The organism is Streptomyces sp. SID10853, assembly GCF_010548145.1.
GTDB lineage: Bacteria > Actinomycetota > Actinomycetes > Streptomycetales > Streptomycetaceae > Streptomyces.
In genome coordinates, this window is the sequence record NZ_JAAGLN010000156.1 from 1 (window position 1) to 16,795 (window position 16,795).

The window sequence follows — 16,795 nt, forward strand, 5'->3', positions numbered from 1 at the left end:
GGCCGAGCAGGCGGGGCCGTCCGCGCGGGCAGACCCGTCGGTGCAGTCAGCGCCGACCGCACAGGCCGGGGACGGGCCCGGGGGTCAGGTGTGCTCCTCCTCGCCCGCGAGCCGGCCGAAGTCCCGGTCGGGGGGCGGCGGGGCGGGCGCCGAGATACCGAGCCCGTAGTGGTGGTAGAGCTGGAGTTCCTGCTCGGGCGAGAGATGGCGGCCGACACCGAAGCCCGGTGCTTCCTTGATCAGGCTCCGGTCGAAGGGCACCCGCAGGGCTTCGCTGACCAGTTCGCTCGGTTTCAGCGGGACGAAGGCGTCCCTGGTGAACAGCCCGGTGCGTACCGCGGCCCACTCGGGCACCCCGGTGGCGTCGTCGAGGTAGACCTCGTCGACCGTGCCTATCTTGAGGCCATTGCGGTCGAATGCCTTGCGGCCGATCAGGCTGCGCGGATCTATGTCGGTCTGCACGGTCCCTCCAACTGATCGCGACGGATCACGAAGACTCCCGCCCCCTGCGAAGGTCTCCTCCTCAGAGAAGTCCAGATCCGGGGTATCGGCCACTCGAACACCGTGCGAAGTAGCGCGCTGGTACGCTGGCCAGTGGCTGCTGACCCCGCGCGGGAGAGCCCTCAGGACACGTTGTCCGGGGCGCCGAAGGAGCAAATCCTCCCCGGAATCTCTCAGGCACACGTACCGCGCGGACGAGGTCACTCTGGAAAGCAGGGCGGGTGTCGGGCGGGCACGTCCGGATCCCTACCTCACCGACGGTGAAAGCCGGCACGTCGAACGACGGGCCGGTGAAACTCTCAGGTTGAGATGACAGAGGGGGAGGCCGTCCGGGTACCCCGTGGTACCCCTCGCAGGTCGTTATGACCAGGAGGCCCCCGCCATGACCGCCGATCGCATTCCGCTCTCCCAGCTGGAGCGTGGCATCCCCTTCGAACAGCGCCACATCGGGCCCGACGCGGAAGCCCAGGCCAAGATGCTCGCCCACGTCGGGTACGGATCGCTCTCGGAGCTCACTTCGGCCGCCGTGCCGGAAGTCATCAAGAGCACCGATGCGCTGAATCTCCCGGACGCGCGCACCGAGGCCGAGGTCCTCGCCGAACTGCGTGCGCTCGCCGACCGCAACCAGGTCCTCGCCCCGATGATCGGGCTCGGTTACTACGGCACGTTCACCCCGCCGGTCATCCTGCGCAACGTCATGGAGAACCCCGCCTGGTACACGGCATACACGCCCTACCAGCCGGAGATCTCGCAGGGGCGCCTGGAGGCGCTGCTGAACTTCCAGACCGTGGTCGCCGACCTGACGGGCCTGCCCACGTCGGGCGCCTCGCTGCTGGACGAGGGCACCGCGGCGGCTGAGGCGATGTCCCTCGCGCGCCGTGTCGGGAAGGTCAAGAACGGGGTCTTCCTGGTCGACGCGGACGCCCTTCCGCAGACCGTCGCCGTGATCCGGACGCGGGCCGAGCCGGCCGGTGTCGAGGTCGTCGTCGCCGACCTCGGCGACGGCATCCCGGCCGAGGTGGCCGAGCGCGGCGTCTTCGGCGTACTGCTCCAGTACCCGGGCGCCTCCGGCCGTGTCCGGGACATCGCCCCCGTCATCGAGCAGGCCCACGAGCTCGGTGCGATCGTCACCGTCGCCGCCGATCTGCTGGCGCTGACGCTGCTCACATCGCCCGGTGAGCTGGGCGCCGACATCGCCGTCGGCACGACCCAGCGGTTCGGGGTCCCGATGGGCTTCGGCGGTCCGCACGCCGGGTTCATGGCCGTACGGGAGAAGTTCGCGCGCAGCCTACCGGGACGGCTCGTCGGTGTCTCCGTCGACGCCGACGGCAACAAGGCGTACCGGCTGGCCCTCCAGACCCGTGAGCAGCACATCCGCCGCGAGAAGGCCACCAGCAACATCTGCACCGCGCAGGTGCTCCTCGCCGTGATGGCCGGGATGTACGCGGTCTACCACGGCCCGGACGGCCTGCGCGAGATCGCCCGGCGCACCCACCGGTACGCGGCGGTCCTCGCCGAGGGGCTGCGGGCCGCGGGCGTCGACGTCGTGCACGGCGAGTACTTCGACACCCTCACCGTGCGGACCGGGGGCAGGGCCGCCGAGGTCGCCGCCGCCGCCCGCGCGGGCGGGGTCAATCTGCACCAGGTCGACGCGGACCTGATCTCCGTCTCCTGTGACGAGACCACCACACGGGCCCAGCTGGCCGCTGTCTGGGCCGCGTTCGGCGCGGAAGGCGACATCGACGCGCTCGACGCGCGGGCCGCCGACGCGCTGCCCGACGGGCTGCTGCGCCAGGACACCGTCCTGACCCACCCGGTCTTCCACCAGCACCGTTCCGAGACCGCGATGCTGCGCTACCTGCGCAAGCTCGCCGACCGCGACTACGCGCTGGACCGGGGCATGATCCCGCTCGGCTCCTGCACCATGAAGCTCAACGCCACCACCGAGATGGAGCCGGTCACCTGGCCCGAGTTCGGTGCGATGCACCCCTTCGCCCCGGTCGAGCAGGCGCAGGGCTATCTGACCCTCATCCAGGAGCTGGAGGAGCGGCTCGCCGAGGTCACGGGATACGACAAGGTCTCGCTCCAGCCCAACGCGGGCTCCCAGGGTGAGCTGGCCGGTCTGCTGGCCGTGCGCGCCTACCACCGGGCCAACGGTGACACCGCGCGCACCGTGTGCCTCATCCCGTCGTCCGCGCACGGCACCAACGCCGCCAGCGCCGTGATGGCCGGGATGAAGGTCGTCGTCGTGAAGACCCGCGAGGACGGCGATGTCGATGTCGACGACCTGAACGCCAAGATCGAGCAGTACCGCGACGAGCTGTCCGTACTGATGGTCACCTACCCGTCGACCCACGGGGTCTTCGAGGAGCACATCACGGACATCTGCGCCGCGGTGCACGACGCGGGCGGCCAGGTGTACGTCGACGGCGCCAACCTGAACGCGCTGGTCGGCCTCGCCAAGCCCGGCAAGTTCGGCTCGGACGTCTCGCACCTCAACCTGCACAAGACCTTCTGCATCCCGCACGGCGGCGGCGGCCCCGGTGTCGGCCCCGTCGGTGTGCGGGCCCACCTGGCGCCGTATCTGCCCAACCACCCGCTCCAGCCGGCCGCGGGCCCCGCCACGGGTGTCGGTCCGGTCTCGGCGGCGCCGTGGGGCTCGGCCGGTATCCTGCCGATCTCCTGGGCGTACGTACGTCTCATGGGTGGCGAGGGACTCAAGCGGGCGACACAGGTGGCCGTGCTGGCCGCGAACTACATCGCCAAGCGTCTCGAACCGCACTACCCGGTGCTGTACACGGGCCCCAAGGGCCTCGTCGCGCACGAGTGCATCGTCGATCTGCGGCCGCTGTCGAAGTCGACGGGTGTGAGCGTCGACGACATCGCCAAGCGCCTCATCGACTACGGCTTCCACGCGCCGACGATGTCGTTCCCGGTGGCCGGAACGCTGATGATCGAGCCCACCGAGAGCGAGGACCTGGCTGAGCTCGACCGGTTCTGCGACACGATGATCGCGATCCGCGCCGAGATCGAGAAGGTCGCTTCGGGCGAGTGGGCGGCGGACGACAACCCGCTGAGCAACGCCCCGCACACCGCGGCGGCGCTGGGCGGCGAGTGGACCCACGCGTACACCCGCGAGGAGGCCGTCTTCCCGGCCGGTGTCTCGCCCGCCGACAAGTACTGGCCGCCGGTGCGCCGTATCGACGGGGCCTTCGGCGACCGCAACCTCGTCTGCTCCTGCCCGCCGCTGGACGCGTACGACAGCTGACGGACATGAGGGAGGGCCGGTTCGGGGACATCTCCCGGGCCGGCCCTTCGTCGTTTCCGCCCGGTCCGCTTCCGGCTGTTGTGGCCGTAACGGAACGGGCAGGGGATCAGGCGGCGGTCGCCAGTCCTGAACCCAGTGGGCGGTGCGGCGCGATGATCTGCCCGTCGGGCAGCAGTTCACCGGTGTCCTCGAAGATGAGAACGCCATTGCACAGCAGACTCCAGCCCTGCTCCGGGTGGTGCGCCACGAGGATCGCGGCCTCCCGGTCGGCGGAGGCGGCTGACGGGCAGGTTGGCTGGTGCTGGCACATGGATGCGTTCTTTCGCTGCGTTGTAGTGAGTGTCCTGCGGCTCGATGCGGATTTCATGGCCGCCCCCCGTCATCAGTCGGTGATCCCAGTGTTGCCCCACGGGCGTCAATCCGCAGGGATTTCACGGCAGCACTTGCTACAGCATAAGGACGCATCACCCGTGCGGACGGTTCAGCTCAACTTGACTGCCTCTTCGGGTGGTTCGGAGGTGGCCCGACCGGGCTAGTCCGGATGGGTAGGGAGAGGGAGCGCCCCGCGACCTGAGGGTGGTCACGGGGCGCGCGGGTGGTGAACTCGGCCGTCAGGCGGGAGTGACCAGCAGCGGGGGCGACAGCCGCATCGTCATGACCGGCAGCAGCTCCGACACCCGGTGCGGACGGCTGGCGGCGATGCCGGGCGGCGCGGGCGCCAGGGGCACCAGCAGGTCGGTGGGGGCCGGCATCGTGCCGGAGGCCGAGGCGTCGGCGCCGGTGTCGCCGTGCAGCCACAGGGTCAGCATGTACAGCTCGGGCACGGACAGCAGCCTCGGCTGGAACGGGGTCTCCATGGCTTCGGCCTGGCGCAGCGCGGTCCCGGTGGCGGTGGCGTACGGGCCCTCGAAGAAGTGCGAGAAGGTCCAGCCGTCGGCGGTCAGCTTGGTGTCGGCCGCTGCCACGGCGCGATCGCCGCTGTGGATCAGGAAACGCCAGCCGGTCAGCCGGGTACGTGGGGTCCCGCCGCTCGGCATGATCCGGTCCAGCACATAGACGGGAAGGGGGAGTTCGGGGGTGAGGGGCCCCGTGGCTGAGCGGAGAGCCGGGGTTCGGGCCTCGCGTACGGCAGTGGGGGAGCCGAGTGCCGCGAGGACGCTGCGCAGGGCCGGCGCGGGGGCCGGAGGGACATACAGCGGCATGATGTGGTCGCCTCTCACTTCGGAGACACGTTGATGCGTGGGCGGTGCGGACGGCACTGTCAGCAGGCAGGGGCAGAGGGGGCCGTGGGGCGTGGAGGGGTACCGCACTCTCCGGGAGCCGGGCGCCAACTTTCTGCCTCGTTTGCGGAGTTTATACGACGCGTGTTCACACGGTGTTTCAACTAGCGCACGTGAATATTGCGAACAAGTCGGTATTCGGTCTTTCTCCTGCGGAGATTATCCTGATTTAACGGATGTGCACTCCTGTGGCCTCGCGGTCTGCCGTGTGAGTGGTCGGCCGAAAATCGTCGGTCGTTTTCACCGTCTTCACAAGGCTTCACAGGACCTCGCAGGCTCCACGCGATGCGGAAACTGCTCCAGGCGTCATGCCCGGCGAATGTGCCACATGCCTTCTTCCGGTCACCCTACTCGCTCCGTACGCCGGGCGGGGAGTTACGGATCACCGGGCGTGGGCATTATCGACCGTGACCCGAGCGGCCACCGCGGCCGCACACGCGTGGAGGGGTGCGTCATGGGGGAGAAGTTCGAGGCGGACGGCGTGGATCCGTCGGGCCGGCAGCGGTACCGCAGAAAGCTGCAGCAGTGTCTGGAGGTACTGGAGCGACTCCTGGAGGAGAAGAGGTTCGACCGCCCCAGAAATCTCATGGGGATGGAGATCGAACTCAATCTCGCCGGTGCCGACGGCATGCCCCGGATGATGAATGCGGAGGTTCTCGACCGCATCGCAAGCCAGGATTTCCAGATGGAACTCGGGATGTTCAATCTCGAAGTGAACGTGATTCCGCACCGGCTGGGCGGCCGTGTCTTCGACCAGCTGGCCGAGGAACTGCGTACGGGTCTCGCGTACGCGCACAGAAAAGCAGCCGAAGTCGACGCGGGAATCGTGATGATCGGAATCCTGCCGACGCTCGGCCCGCAGGATCTCGTCAGCGCGAATCTCTCGTCGGCGCACCGCTACACCCTTCTCAACGACCAGATGCGTGCGGCCCGCGGTGAGGACTTCGACCTCGACATCTCCGGTGTGGAGCAGCTGACCTGCACCTCTTCATCGATCGCGCCCGAAGCGGCCTGTACATCGGTGCAGTTGCACCTTCAGGTCACGCCGGCGCGCTTCGCCGATGTGTGGAACGCCGCGCAAGCCGTCGCCGCTGTGCAGGTCGCGCTGGGCGCCAACTCGCCGTTCCTCTTCGGCAAGGAGCTGTGGCGGGAGTCCAGGCCGCCGCTCTTCCTCCAGGCGACCGACGTACGGCCGCCGGAACTCCGGGCCCAGGGGGTGCGGCCGCGCACCTGGTTCGGCGAGCGCTGGATCAGCTCGGCGTACGACCTCTTCGAGGAGAACCTCCGGTACTTTCCGCCACTGCTGCCGCTGTGCGACGACGAGGACCCGCTGCGGGTGCTCGACGACGGCGGGACGCCGGGCCTCCAGGAGCTCGTCCTGCACAACGGGACCGTCTACCGCTGGAACCGCCCGGTGTACGACGTGGCCGACGGCGTACCGCATCTGCGGGTCGAGAACAGGGTGCTGCCCGCCGGGCCCACCGTGACGGATGTGCTGGCCAACGCCGCTTTCTACTACGGGCTCGTGCGGGCGCTCGCCGACGACGCCAGGCCGGTGTGGAGGCGGCTGCCCTTCGAGGCCGCCGCACGGAACTTCGACGCGGCCTGCCGGTACGGAATCGACGCCGGGATCGAGTGGCCCAGGCCCGGGCGCTCCGGCGGTACGGCGACGGTGCCCGCGGTGCGGCTCGTCAGGGACGAACTGCTGCCGCTGGCCGCGGCGGGGCTCGACGCCTGGGGGGTCGATGCGGCGGACCGTGACCACTACCTCGGTGTCATCGAGGAGCGGTGCAGGCGCCGCACGAACGGTGCGTCCTGGCAGGTGGAGACCTTTCACCGGGCGCTGGGGACCGGGTTCGGGCGGCGCGAGGCGCTGGCGCTCACCACCCGGCGGTACGCCGAGCTGATGGCGGGCGGTCAGCCGGTGCACTCCTGGCCGGAGGGCGTCCCGGCGGTGACCGCCCGCGGGCTGTGACGGGCTGGGGGGCGCGTACGGCGCATGGCATCCGTGCCGGGACAGTGCCGGCCGGCGCCCCGCATCAGCGGCCGCCGACCTCCATGACCGCCTTGAGCAGGACCGAGTTGATCTGAGAGGGGTCGCTCACCTGGTATCCCGCACCCCCTGTCGCCTTGGCGACCTGCTCGACCTCGGTCCTGTCGGTGTCGGGGCCCACCGCGATCATGATCAGCGGGACGGGACGCGCGGGGTCGTTGAGCTCCCGCAGCTTCGCGGTCAGGGCGCTGCGGGAGATGCTGTGGTCGTCCTCGTTGACCCCGTCGGTGAGCACCACCACGGCGTTGAACTTCCCGGGGACGTATGTCTTACGGGCGTCCTGGAACGCCGCCAGGGTGGTGTCGTACAGACCGGTGGCGCCGCCGGGCACGGGCCGCAGCGCCGCGAAGGCCGTGTTGAGCCGGTCGCGCTGGGTCCCGCCGCCCTTGACAGGGGCGCCGAGGCGCACCGTCGGCACCCGCTCGCGGTAGTCGCGCGTTCCGTCGAGGTGTGTCGCGAAGTCCCAGAGGCCGATCTCGTCCTGCGGCGTGAACTGGGCGAGGGCCTCGCGCAGGGACGCCTTGGTGATGTCCATCCTGGTCCGCCCGCCCTTGCCAGGCACCGCGGTGGCCATCGACCCCGAGGCGTCGACGACGGTGGTCAGCCGGGCACTCTGGACGGTGATGGTCCACATGCCGAGCGTCTCGTCGAGTACGTCCTCCGACGGCGGTTCCGGTGAGGCGTCGGTGTACGGCTGCGGGCTGCGGCCGCCCGCCGCCTCCACCCGGCTCGCCGTGGCGGGCTGGTCCGGTGTCCTGAAGCCCCGCCGGTCCAGTTCGGTGCGGCTGGGGCCCTCACCGAGGTAGGCCATGAACCGCATCGCGGCCCGGCTCTGATCGGTGGTCAGCTCCGACTCGTCGACCAGTGTGTACGGGTAGTCGAGCTGGGGCGTGCCGTCCTTGGGGTAGAAGAGCCGCAGCTGCTGGGCGTCGCCCCGCGCCGTGTTGTGGGCGAAGGCCGCCTGCTCGGACAGGACCAGGGCCTGGTTGCGGTGGGGGTCGTCCTTCACCTTGCCCGGCCCGTCCTGTGCGAGGGTGCCGAGCACCTTGGAATCCGCGTCCGAGATGCGCTGGGACAGGACTTTGGCGACGGCGGCTACCTGGGTGTCGCCGCCCGGCGCGCCGCCCGGGGAATGGGCGATGCTGCTGAGCGCGAGCAGTCCGGTGGCGCTGCGGGCCGGGTCCGCGGCGCCGATATGGACCTGGCCCGAGCCGGTGGCCGCCGCGGTGAGCCCGGCCCAGGTGTAGGTCTTGTCCGGCCAGCCCAGCGCTTCGGCGGCCGAGGGCACCATGGCCAGGGTGACCGGGGACTCGGCGATGCTGGACGCGGGGGTGAGCGGAACGTTCTCCCCGGTGCCCTGGGCCCGGTCCACCCACGCCTCGGAGTCGGGCAGCCAGATCTGATAGCCGGGCTTGGCGCTGCTGTGGCCCAGATCGTGCGCGACCTTGTACGAGTCACGGGCCGTGACCGCGACTCGTACGCACTGGCCGTCGGACTCCAGATGGTCCTTGCGGGCCCGGCCGGCGGCGGCCCGTACGGCCGGGACGATATCGGGGGAGGCCACCATGCGAAGGTTCACCACGGACTCCGGGCAGGGGCCTGACCCGAACACGCCGCGCTGCGCGGCGACGCCCGTACCCACGGCCAGACCGAGGACGATCACGGTGGCGACGGCGACGGTACGGCGTCGACGCGACCCGGAACGGGGCCGGGTCGCCGGTGCCGTGAGGTCATCGGGCAAGCTGTGACGTCCCATGCGGTGGTGCTCCTCCCCTGAAGGACGAACAAGACGAAGGGGGAGCGCGCCATCGAATTGACGCCCGTCCCCCGGCCTGTCGCGCGCGATCTTCGTACTTTTATTCGAGACCCTAGTGGCACGGTGGTGGGGATGAGGCGCGATTGGCCAACTGGAGGCAGGTGTGCAGGCGGAGGGCGAGCGCGTGGCTGAATTTCTTCCCGCAGAGGGGGGATCGCAGCGTTTTCTGCGGTCCGAGACGGTGCTGGTACTCGCACTCTCACTCGGTGCGAGCGGTGTTTCGGCGCTGATCAGCTTTATCGGTGCACTGACGAAACCAGGAGGGCTCAAACACCAGGCCGCCAACCTCAACGGCTCGTACGCACCCGGCCGCCCCTGGCTGGATCTGGCCTGGCAGCTCTTCGGTATCGCGACGGCCCTGGTGCCGGTCGCGCTGGTGGTGCATCTCCTGCTGCGGGAGGGGGCCGGCCTGCGGGCGATCGGTTTCGACCGGACGCGGCCGCGGGGCGACCTCGGCCGCGGAGTACTGATCGCGGCCGGGATCGGCAGTGTGGGCCTGGCCTTCTATCTGGGCGCGCGGGCCACCGGGTTCAATCTGACCGTGGTGCCGGAGTCACTGCCCGACGTGTGGTGGAAGATTCCGGTACTGATCCTCTCGGCGGTGCAGAACGCCGTACTGGAGGAGGTCATCGTCGTCGGCTATCTGCTGCGCAGACTGGGGCAGTTCGGGTGGACCCCGATGGCCGCCCTGGCAGCGAGCGCGGTGCTGCGCGGCTCGTACCACCTCTACCAGGGGGTCGGCGGGTTCCTCGGAAATGTGGCGATGGGCGTGGTGTTCGTACTGCTCTACCGGCGGTGGGGGCGGGTCGGGCCCCTGGTCGTCGCGCACTCGCTGCTCGACATCGGAGCGTTCGTCGGGTACGCGCTGCTCGCCGGCAAGGTGGGGTGGCTGCCCACGGGGTGAGGCGGGGCGGGCGGAGCAGCGGTTGCCAGGTCCTCAGGCGTGCAGTTCGCCGTCGATGACGGTGACCGCGCTTCCCGTGAGCAGTGTCCGGTCCCCGCGCAGCGATGTCCGTACGAGCCCCGAGCGTGCCGACGCCTGGAGGCCCGTCAGGTCGTCGCGGCCCAGCCTGGCGGACCAGAACGGGGCCAGGGCGGTGTGGGCGCTGCCGGTCACCGGGTCCTCGTCGACGCCGACGCCGGGGAAGAAGCACCGCGACACGTAGTCGTAGCCGAGCGACGGGGCGTCCGCCTCGGCGGTCGCGATGATGCCCCGGCGGGAGTGAGCCCTCAGCGCTGCGATGTCGGGGGACAGGGAGCGGACCGTCTGCTCGTCGGCGACCTCGACGAGCAGGTCCCCGATGTGCGGCCCGGTGTCCCGTACGCCGTTGATCCGGGCGCCCAGCGCCTCGCTGAGGCCGGCCGGTACGGCTGCCTCGGTGAGCGGGGACGTGGGGAAGTCGAGGGTGATCGTGCCGTCCTCGCGGGGCGTCGCGGTGAGCGGTCCGCAGCGTGCGGTGAAGCGGACGGTGCCCGTCGTCGCACCCGTGCTGTGCAGGACGTGAGCGGTCGCCAGGGTGGCATGGCCGCACATGTCGACCTCGGTGGCCGGGGTGAACCAGCGCAGCGCCCAGTCGGCAGCGCCGCCGGCGGGCAGTGGGTGGGCGAAGGCGGTCTCGGAGAGGTTCACCTCAGCTGCGACGCTCTGCAGCCAGGTGTCGTCCGGGAAGGAGTCGAGGAGCACCACCCCGGCCGGATTGCCGGCGAAGGGGCGGTCGGTGAAGGCGTCGACGGTTCGAATGCGCATGGACCGACCCTAGGCAGGGGACGACGCCGCAGACCAAGGCCACTTGCCGGGACGTGGCCCCCGCCCGCGGCAGGAGGGGGCGTCCGGGAGAACGATGAGTTCTGACCGCCGGACGGGTCCTGCCCGGTATGACTCGAATCATCGCTGATATGTCGGTATCCATCGACGGCTTCGTCCCCGGCCCCGTCCCCGTCCCCGGCCTCGGCCCCGGCGCCGGACCGGAGAACGGGCTCGGCAAGGGCGGCGATGCCCTGCACACCTGGGCGTTCTCAGGCGACGCCGAGGACCGCCGGGTCCTGCGCGAGGCGACCGCCCGCTCGGGTGCGGTGATCCTCGGTCGCCGGCTCTTCGGCGTGAAGGACGCGGGGCGCCCGGCTCCTCGTGGCTACCGCAGGATCCCGGCGGCGCGGGCCTCGTCCAGCGGGGCGGGGTGTCGTCTCGGCGAGGTGCTCTGTTGATCCGTCCCGGTAGTAGCGGCTGCCGGGACGGTCGAGGACCAGTCGGACGCGGGCGCGCCGCCTGGTGAGCCGTCCTGAGCGCGGGCCCGCGTACGGAGGATTGCCAAACGAACAGTACCGATATATCGTTGACGCATCGCGACAGATCAACGATGGAAGGAAGTGAGTGCGATGCGTTCCCATGGACACACGCACGGACATGGACACGGCGGCCCCGGTCGGCACGGTGGGGGCGACTTCGAGGAGCGCCGCGGCGCCTTCGGTCCCTTCGGTCCGCCCTTCGGCGGCCCGTTCGGCGGGCGCGGTGGCGGCAGGGGCGGGCCCCGGGGGAGGGCGCGGCGCGGTGACGTGCGCGCCTCGATCCTGGCGCTGCTCAAGGACCGCCCGATGCACGGGTACGAGATGATCCAGGAGATCGGCGAGCGCAGCGGCGGGGCCTGGCGGCCCAGCCCCGGCTCCGTCTACCCGACGCTCCAGCTGCTGGAGGACGAGGGCCTGATCGCCAGCCAGAGCGAGGGCGGCAAGAAGCTGTTCACGCTCACCGAGCCCGGACGTACGGCCGCCGACGAGGGGCCGGACGCTCCTTGGGAGGAGGCTGGGCGCGGCGGTGACTGGGAGACCATGAACGAGATCCGGCAGGCCGGTTTCGGCCTGATGGAGGCGTTCGGTCAGGTGTGGCGGACCGGTACGCCGGAGCAGCGCAAGAAGGCGATGGCTGTGATCGGCGAGTCCCGGAAGAAGCTCTATCTGATTCTGGCCGACGAGGACTGAGCGTGTCCCGTCGCACGCCAGGGCGGCGCCCCCACCGGCAATCGGTGGGGGCGCCGCTGTCGTACGGGGTGCCTGCCGGGCCTCAGGTCACGAGGCCGGCCAGTTTGCGCAGCGACTCCTGGAGTGCGGCGGTCGCCGAGTCCTTGAGCTTGCCGGCCATCAGGGACACGGCCGCTCCCGTGAACTCGCCGTCGATACGGACCACGGTGGCGCCGCCGTCGGGGGTGAGCGAGTAGCGCATCGCGAGGTTGACGCCCATCGGGCCCTTGCCGCGGGTGACCAGCAGGGCGGCCGGTGTCAGCTCGTCCACCGTCCAGTTCACCTCGGCGGGGAAGCCCATGAGCTTCATGTTCTCCTCGAAGGTGGACCCCACGGCGAGCGGGTCGGGGCCGCCCTTCGGGAAGCTGGTGTGTGTCGCGTTCCACTCGCCGTAAGCGCTGAAGTCGGTCAGCTGGGACCAGACCTTCTCGGCCGGTGCTTCGATACGGGCCTCGGCGCTGACTTCGGCCATGCGACCACCCCTTCTCGTCGGGTTGCGATGTCGCGGAACGTAGCTCCTGGACCCCGAACATTCAATACTGATGAACCGTCAGGTCTGCTGGTCCCGGATGCCGGCGAGTGCTGATGCGGGTCTCGGAGGGGGTGGAGCGGCGGGGCCGGGTGGCCGGGCGGCGGGGCGCGCGCCCGTTTCGGGCGCAATCACCGTCTCATCCGTAAGGAGGAGGGTCCGGCCGCGCGTGCCCAACTTCTGTCGGACGGCTAAATGCTCCCCGGCGGGGATGTTCCGGACGTGGATGCCTGATGAGCTGGGAGATGTGCATAGCCCTACCCAGCCGGACGACCAGCCCGCGCCGTCCCGAACCGACATCGAAGCCAGGCTCACCGTGGAGCTGGCGACGGTCGTGGCGGGCGCACGCCGGCGCGCGCTGCGTGATGGCGACCGCCAGATCGACACGGCCCATCTGCTGCACTCGGTGATCGAGACCGACCCCGAGGTGCGGGCCGCCTTCGACAGCGGCCCCCAGGTGGCCAAGGTGCTGGGTTATCTCGTCCAGCGCAGCATCGGCTACGGGCTGCGCTGGCAGGGATCGGTGGAGGACTCGGGGGCGGTTCCCGTGGTGGCCGAGCCGGGAGTGACCGGCTGGTCGCCCGCCGCTGTGGCGGCGATGGAGGGGGCCCTGGAGAGAGCGGGGGAGCGCGGGAACCGGCGGGCGAGCGGCCTCGATCTGCTGGCCGCGCTCGCCCGCGACCGCGAGTGCCGGGCCGTGGAGGTACTGGGCCGCGCCGGGGTGGACGCGGAACGCCTCGCGGAGCGTCTGGAGGACGGCAACCGCCAGGCCCGTCGGTGGTGACGCTCCTGACCGCACCTGCCATGATGTGCCGATGCGTGCGTCTCGGGGAAAGAGCGTCGGCCTGGGACTCGCCCTGGTGTCGGCCTTCGCGTTCGGCGGATCGGGTGTCGCGGCCAAGCCGCTGATCGAGGCGGGGCTCGACCCGCTGGCGGTGGTCTGGCTGCGGGTGGCCGGAGCCGCCCTGGTGATGCTGCCCGTCGCCTGGCGCCACCGAGATCTCGTACGGCGCAGGCCCGCGCTGCTCATCGGCTTCGGACTGCTCGCCGTCGCGGGCGTCCAGGCGTGCTACTTCGCCGCCCTGTCCCGGATCCCCGTCGGCGTCGCCCTGCTGGTCGAGTACCTCGCGCCCGCCCTCGTCCTGGGCTGGGTCCGCTTCGTCCAGCGCAGGCCGGTGACGCGCGCCGCGGCCTTCGGGGTGGTCCTCGCGGCCGGCGGGCTCGCCTGTGTGGTCGAGGTCTGGTCCGGGCTGAGCTTCGACGCCCTCGGTCTGCTGCTCGCGCTGGGCGCCGCCTGCTGCCAGGTCGGCTACTTCGTCCTGTCCGACCACGGCGGCGACGGCGCCGACCGGGCCGACCCGCTGGGGGTCATCGCGTACGGACTCCTCGTCGGCACCGCACTGCTGACGGTGATCGCCCGTCCGTGGCGGATGGACTGGTCGCTCCTCACGGGCCGGGCGGACATGAACGGGACATCGGTGCCCGCCTGGCTGCTGCTCGGCTGGATCGTGCTGATCGCCACCGTTGTCGCCTATGTCTTCGGAGTGGTCTCGGTCCGCAGGCTCTCCCCGCAGGTGGCGGGGGTGGTCGCCTGTCTGGAAGCGGTGATCGCGACGGTGCTCGCCTGGGTGCTGCTCGGGGAGCATCTCTCCGCACCGCAGATCGTGGGCGGTGTGGTGGTGCTGCTCGGCGCGTTCGTCGCCCAGTCCTCGGCCCCGAAGCCTCCGTCCGGCCCGGTGGCAGGCGTAACGCCCACCGTGGAGGCCGAGTTGCCCGCCCCTCGCAGCGTGACCTGAGGGCTGTCCGGTACTCCCTGGCGGGCGCACGACGACAGATGCGGCGCCTCGCCGCGTTGTCGGAACGCCCGAATGCATCCAGTATGCGGACGTCCCTCCGCCTTGCGATGCACCGCATCTGACGCCGCGCGCTGATCCACCAGGGATTACCGGACAGCCCTCAGGGGCTGTCCGGTAGGGTTCGGCCATGCTTCTCACCGTACTGCCGCCGCCTGCCGCATAGCGCGGGCGGCCGAACCTCTGACGGAGACCGGGCTCGGGGCGTCCCCGAGCGGCCCGTCGCTGCCCGCGCACGGAGTTCAGCGACCGCCTTCCCCGTCTTCCTCATGGAGCAGTACGTGAAGCACGTGACGCATGCGCCGAACCCTGCCGCCGGGCTGTCCGTCCGCCGCAGTCTCCTCTATCTGTCCGTGGCCGGAGCGGCGTGGGGCACCGCCGGAGCCGCGGCCTCGCTGCTCTACCTGGCCAGTGACCTCGGGCCCGTCTCCCTCACCTTCTGGCGGTGCGCCGGCGGCCTGGTGCTGCTGCTCGCCGTACGGGCCGTGCGCCGGCCGCGCGGTGGGTCACGCCCCGCCGAACCCCGCGTATGGCCGGCCCTGCGCACCGTCGCGACCGGCCTGGCGTTCACGCTCTTCCAGGTCGCCTACTTCGCCGCGGTCCGGGCCACCGGGCTCGCCGTGGGCACCGTCGTCACCCTGGGCGCCGGTCCCGTACTCATCGCCGTCGGTGCCCGGCTGACCATGGGGGAGCGGCTGGGCGCCGGCGGGACCACCGCCGTCGCGGGTGCACTGGGCGGGCTCGTGGTGCTGGTCCTGGGCAGCGGCAGCGGAGCCGTGCACCCCGCGGGGGTCGGCTGGGCGCTGCTCTCCGCTGCCGGGTACGCGGCGATGACCCTGCTGACCCGGTGGCTCGGCCGGAGCGGCGGCAGTGACCCGCTGTCGACGACCGCCTGGTCCCTCGCCGTCGGGACCGCTGTCCTGCTGCCGCTCGCCGTGGCGGAGGGACTCCTTCCGCACACCGTCGAACTGGGCAGGGTGCTGGGCCTGTTGGCCTATGTGGCGGCGGTGCCCACGGCACTCGCCTACGCCCTGTACTTCGCCGGGGCCGCGGTGGTCCGCTCCGCCACGGTCTCCGTGATCATGCTGCTGGAACCGGTGAGCGCCGCGGTCATCGCCGTCGCCCTGCTCGGGGAGCGGCTCACCACGGGCACCGTCATCGGCACACTGCTGCTGCTCGCGGCCGTCACGGGTCTCGCGTACGGGGAGATGCGGGCGGCGGCAGCGCGGCGGCGGCCGCTGCCGGTCTGAGGCGGTCTGAGCTGGTCTGGTCCAGTCCGGCCCGAGCTGGTCTGGTCCAGTCCGAGCCGACCAGATCCGGCCCGAGCCGACCAGATCCGGCCCGAGCCCGGTCCGGGCCGGCCCGACCGCAGGCGGCCGCCCGGCCCGCGCTCTCCGCCCGCGCTTCTCAGCGGCGGTCGAGGTAGTCCGGCAGCGTGATCGCCGGGTCCAGGTCGTCCGACGCGATCGGTGTGCCGTATCCCTTGCTCACCGGTACGACACCCGACCAGTACGGCAGGGCGAGGTCCTCCGGCTCGTCGTTCGGGCCGCCGGCCCGGACCTTGGCGGAGACCTCGTCCAGGTCAAGGCGTACGACGGCGGTCGCCGCCAGCTCCTTGGCGTTGGCCGGGCGTGAGTCGTGCGACCGGCCGGGCACGGCCTGCTCCACGATCGCGTCGAGAGCGGTACGCCGCTCCTCGTCGTCGGTGACCTGGCGGGCCGTGCCGTGGACGACCACCGAGCGGTAGTTGATCGAGTGGTGGAAGGCGGACCGTGCGAGGACCAGACCGTCGACATGGGTGACCGTCAGACACACCGCGATCCCCGGGTCCTCATCGCCGGCCGCCCGGAGCGGACGGGAGCCCGTCGAGCCGTGGATGTAGAGGCGCTCTCCCACCCGCGTGTACAGCGTCGGCAGCACCACGGGCGCACCGTCGCGGAGGAATCCGAGATGGCAGAGGTAGCCCTCGTCCAGGATCGAGTGCACCAGTTCGCGGTCGTACGAGGCGCGCTCCCGGGAGCGGGTGGGCACGGTCCGCGGGGTCGGCACATAGGGCGTGTCCTGCTGCGGGCGCGAGGCCGGAGAGGTCTCGGACATTGCGTCCTCCATTGCATTAGTGCATAATCTTGTTTGTGCTAGGAGAGTATGGGATCGAAGGCAGCCGTGCAACGGACATCGCGGCGAGTGTGGAGCGCGCGATCAGCTCCGGTGCGCTCGCGCCGGGTCAACTGCTGCCGCCGCTCAGGGAGTTGGCGGCGCAGCTGGGTGTCAATCCGAACACCGTCGGATCCGCGTACCGGACGCTGCGCGACCGCGGGGTGATCGCGACGGCGGGGCGCAGGGGGAGCCGGGTGCGGCCCCGGCCGGCCAGTACGGCGCGTGAATCGATCAGGGCCGACATCCCGGCCGGCGTGCGGGACCTCGCGTCGGGCAACCCCGACCGCGCCCTGCTGCCCCCGCTCGCCGGCGTCCTGGCGGCC

Annotated in this window: 15 protein-coding genes, 1 pseudogene and 1 riboswitch; of the genes and pseudogenes, 9 read left to right on the forward strand and 7 right to left on the reverse strand. The window is 71.0% G+C overall.

The genetic code is table 11. The annotated features are described in order from the left end of the window. Nucleotides 1-84: 84 nt before the first annotated feature. Nucleotides 85-462, reverse strand: a complete 378-nt coding sequence (locus G3I19_RS24910; protein ID WP_164265942.1) for a PRC-barrel domain-containing protein — start codon at nucleotides 460-462, stop codon at nucleotides 85-87. Between the two features lie 140 nt (nucleotides 463-602). After that, nucleotides 603-700: riboswitch (glycine riboswitch) on the forward strand. A gap of 183 nt (nucleotides 701-883) precedes the next feature. On the opposite strand from G3I19_RS24910, the gene gcvP reads away from it, so the two are divergent. Beyond that, complete coding sequence (gcvP, locus tag G3I19_RS24915; protein ID WP_164265943.1) at nucleotides 884-3,769, forward strand: aminomethyl-transferring glycine dehydrogenase; 2,886 nt, start codon at nucleotides 884-886, stop codon at nucleotides 3,767-3,769. 106 nt (nucleotides 3,770-3,875) lie between these two features. Here the strand turns inward: gcvP and G3I19_RS24920 are convergent, their stop codons facing one another. Next, nucleotides 3,876-4,079, reverse strand: a complete 204-nt coding sequence (locus G3I19_RS24920) for a DUF5999 family protein (RefSeq protein WP_164265944.1) — start codon at nucleotides 4,077-4,079, stop codon at nucleotides 3,876-3,878. 301 nt (nucleotides 4,080-4,380) lie between these two features. Further along, nucleotides 4,381-4,971, reverse strand: coding sequence for a hypothetical protein (locus tag G3I19_RS24925; protein WP_164265945.1), 591 nt, complete (start codon nucleotides 4,969-4,971; stop codon nucleotides 4,381-4,383). 532 nt (nucleotides 4,972-5,503) lie between these two features. On the opposite strand from G3I19_RS24925, the gene G3I19_RS24930 reads away from it, so the two are divergent. After that, on the forward strand, nucleotides 5,504-7,024 hold the full coding sequence (locus G3I19_RS24930) for a glutamate--cysteine ligase (protein WP_164265956.1): 1,521 nt from the start codon (nucleotides 5,504-5,506) through the stop codon (nucleotides 7,022-7,024). A 64-nt stretch (nucleotides 7,025-7,088) separates the two neighbouring features. Here the strand turns inward: G3I19_RS24930 and G3I19_RS24935 are convergent, their stop codons facing one another. Beyond that, nucleotides 7,089-8,858 (reverse strand): substrate-binding domain-containing protein, encoded by a 1,770-nt coding sequence (locus tag G3I19_RS24935; protein WP_164265946.1) that lies wholly within the window; start codon nucleotides 8,856-8,858, stop codon nucleotides 7,089-7,091. A 184-nt stretch (nucleotides 8,859-9,042) separates the two neighbouring features. Here G3I19_RS24935 and G3I19_RS24940 point away from each other — a divergent pair, with 184 nt between their 5' ends. Beyond that, the gene (locus G3I19_RS24940; RefSeq protein ID WP_164265947.1) at nucleotides 9,043-9,822 is read left to right on the forward strand and encodes a type II CAAX endopeptidase family protein; all 780 of its coding nucleotides are present in this window, start codon (nucleotides 9,043-9,045) and stop codon (nucleotides 9,820-9,822) included. A gap of 33 nt (nucleotides 9,823-9,855) precedes the next feature. On the opposite strand, the gene G3I19_RS24945 is transcribed toward G3I19_RS24940, so the two are convergent. Next, complete coding sequence (locus G3I19_RS24945) at nucleotides 9,856-10,665, reverse strand: PhzF family phenazine biosynthesis protein (RefSeq protein ID WP_164265948.1); 810 nt, start codon at nucleotides 10,663-10,665, stop codon at nucleotides 9,856-9,858. Nucleotides 10,666-10,793: 128 nt separating this feature from the next. On the opposite strand from G3I19_RS24945, the pseudogene G3I19_RS24950 reads away from it, so the two are divergent. Together G3I19_RS24950 and G3I19_RS24955 are read left to right on the forward strand one after the other, a co-directional pair. Then, a pseudogene (locus G3I19_RS24950) lies at nucleotides 10,794-11,027 on the forward strand (hypothetical protein); the annotation flags it as partial. A gap of 267 nt (nucleotides 11,028-11,294) precedes the next feature. Beyond that, complete coding sequence (locus tag G3I19_RS24955) at nucleotides 11,295-11,894, forward strand: PadR family transcriptional regulator (protein WP_164265949.1); 600 nt, start codon at nucleotides 11,295-11,297, stop codon at nucleotides 11,892-11,894. Between the two features lie 82 nt (nucleotides 11,895-11,976). Here the strand turns inward: G3I19_RS24955 and G3I19_RS24960 are convergent, their stop codons facing one another. Beyond that, nucleotides 11,977-12,405, reverse strand: coding sequence for an SRPBCC family protein (locus G3I19_RS24960; RefSeq protein ID WP_164265950.1), 429 nt, complete (start codon nucleotides 12,403-12,405; stop codon nucleotides 11,977-11,979). 283 nt (nucleotides 12,406-12,688) lie between these two features. Here G3I19_RS24960 and G3I19_RS24965 point away from each other — a divergent pair, with 283 nt between their 5' ends. The 3 genes from G3I19_RS24965 to G3I19_RS24975 all read left to right on the forward strand — a co-directional run bounded on the left by G3I19_RS24965 (nucleotide 12,689) and on the right by G3I19_RS24975 (nucleotide 15,565). After that, nucleotides 12,689-13,246, forward strand: coding sequence for a Clp protease N-terminal domain-containing protein (locus G3I19_RS24965; protein ID WP_164265951.1), 558 nt, complete (start codon nucleotides 12,689-12,691; stop codon nucleotides 13,244-13,246). 31 nt (nucleotides 13,247-13,277) lie between these two features. Beyond that, entirely contained in the window at nucleotides 13,278-14,258 is a 981-nt protein-coding gene (locus tag G3I19_RS24970; protein WP_164265952.1) for an EamA family transporter, read from the forward strand. 347 nt (nucleotides 14,259-14,605) lie between these two features. Beyond that, complete coding sequence (locus G3I19_RS24975) at nucleotides 14,606-15,565, forward strand: DMT family transporter (RefSeq protein ID WP_343235201.1); 960 nt, start codon at nucleotides 14,606-14,608, stop codon at nucleotides 15,563-15,565. 157 nt (nucleotides 15,566-15,722) lie between these two features. Here G3I19_RS24975 and G3I19_RS24980 read toward each other — a convergent pair whose 3' ends face one another. Further along, entirely contained in the window at nucleotides 15,723-16,412 is a 690-nt protein-coding gene (locus G3I19_RS24980; RefSeq protein ID WP_164265954.1) for a pyridoxamine 5'-phosphate oxidase family protein, read from the reverse strand. 35 nt (nucleotides 16,413-16,447) lie between these two features. On the opposite strand from G3I19_RS24980, the gene G3I19_RS24985 reads away from it, so the two are divergent. Next, the coding region (locus tag G3I19_RS24985) for a GntR family transcriptional regulator (protein ID WP_164265955.1) at nucleotides 16,448-16,795 on the forward strand (348 nt) is incomplete at its 3' end.

Coding starts and splice junctions, on each gene's coding strand:
- G3I19_RS24965 (WP_164265951.1), top strand. CDS start 12,689: ATGCCTGATGAGCTGGGAGATGTGCATAGCCCTACCCAGCCGGACGAC.
- gcvP (WP_164265943.1), top strand. CDS start 884: ATGACCGCCGATCGCATTCCGCTCTCCCAGCTGGAGCGTGGCATCCCC.
- G3I19_RS24960 (WP_164265950.1), bottom strand. CDS start 12,405: ATGGCCGAAGTCAGCGCCGAGGCCCGTATCGAAGCACCGGCCGAGAAG.
- G3I19_RS24955 (WP_164265949.1), top strand. CDS start 11,295: ATGCGTTCCCATGGACACACGCACGGACATGGACACGGCGGCCCCGGT.
- G3I19_RS24945 (WP_164265948.1), bottom strand. CDS start 10,665: ATGCGCATTCGAACCGTCGACGCCTTCACCGACCGCCCCTTCGCCGGC.
- G3I19_RS24970 (WP_164265952.1), top strand. CDS start 13,278: ATGCGTGCGTCTCGGGGAAAGAGCGTCGGCCTGGGACTCGCCCTGGTG.
- G3I19_RS24930 (WP_164265956.1), top strand. CDS start 5,504: ATGGGGGAGAAGTTCGAGGCGGACGGCGTGGATCCGTCGGGCCGGCAG.
- G3I19_RS24925 (WP_164265945.1), bottom strand. CDS start 4,971: ATGCCGCTGTATGTCCCTCCGGCCCCCGCGCCGGCCCTGCGCAGCGTC.
- G3I19_RS24920 (WP_164265944.1), bottom strand. CDS start 4,079: ATGTGCCAGCACCAGCCAACCTGCCCGTCAGCCGCCTCCGCCGACCGG.
- G3I19_RS24935 (WP_164265946.1), bottom strand. CDS start 8,858: ATGGGACGTCACAGCTTGCCCGATGACCTCACGGCACCGGCGACCCGG.
- G3I19_RS24980 (WP_164265954.1), bottom strand. CDS start 16,412: ATGTCCGAGACCTCTCCGGCCTCGCGCCCGCAGCAGGACACGCCCTAT.